Source organism: Polynucleobacter sp. AP-Reno-20A-A9 (assembly GCF_018882085.1).
Lineage (GTDB): Bacteria > Pseudomonadota > Gammaproteobacteria > Burkholderiales > Burkholderiaceae > Polynucleobacter.
In genome coordinates this window covers 1-598 of sequence record NZ_JACVPB010000031.1, presented here as the reverse complement: position 1 = coordinate 598, position 598 = coordinate 1, and the positions used below count along the sequence as shown (strand labels likewise).

Here is a 598-nt window from a genome sequence, read left to right as displayed (position 1 = left end):
TGATTACATCGAAATTTTTTACAACCCGGTTAGACGCCATAGTTACAACAATGGGCTTTCTCCGGTAAGATTTGAACAGCAGTACCAAGCGAGGTTGGGAAGTGTCTAGGATATTGGTAGCGATTCAGTTGATTTATCTACGTCTGCAATTGCTTCTGTCGGTTTTTTATTTATTTTTTTATTTAAAGAATCTTTGATAATGCTTTGATCAATTGAGTTAAGCAATTCAATGTAGTAATTTGATTTAATGGCGTAATTAACATTTTGAGCTTTGGTTAACATTGACACAATCACACCAACAACCTCGCCAGACTCTAAAAATAAGGGGCCACCAGAATTTCCATGTTGGATAGGGTTTGTAATTTGAAAGTTGGTAGGTTGATCACGAATTCCACTCAAACTAGAAACTATCCCATCTGTTAGCTTTGACTCAAAACCTTGAGTAGTAATGTCTGGATAGCCAAGTGCAAAGGTAATCCCCCCTTATTTAACCGAACCTAGAAGTAGAGTTAATTAAGCAACCATGGCCAGTCGCTGTTTCGGGGTAATGCCGCCCAATGCCATGTTTGGACGTTGATGATTGTATTTATACATCCAT

2 protein-coding genes are annotated in these 598 nt (G+C 38.1%); one reads left to right on the top strand and one right to left on the bottom strand.

Annotated elements, in window-relative coordinates; genetic code table 11:
- A partial coding sequence (locus tag ICN39_RS11315) for an IS3 family transposase (protein ID WP_370623700.1) occupies positions 1–109 on the top strand: 109 nt, incomplete at its 5' end.
- On the opposite strand, the gene ICN39_RS11075 is transcribed toward ICN39_RS11315, so the two are convergent.
- Entirely contained in the window at positions 106–477 is a 372-nt protein-coding gene (locus tag ICN39_RS11075; RefSeq protein ID WP_216234162.1) for a trypsin-like peptidase domain-containing protein, read from the bottom strand. The genes ICN39_RS11315 and ICN39_RS11075 overlap by 4 nt on opposite strands.
- Between the last annotated feature and the right edge of the window lie 121 nt (positions 478–598).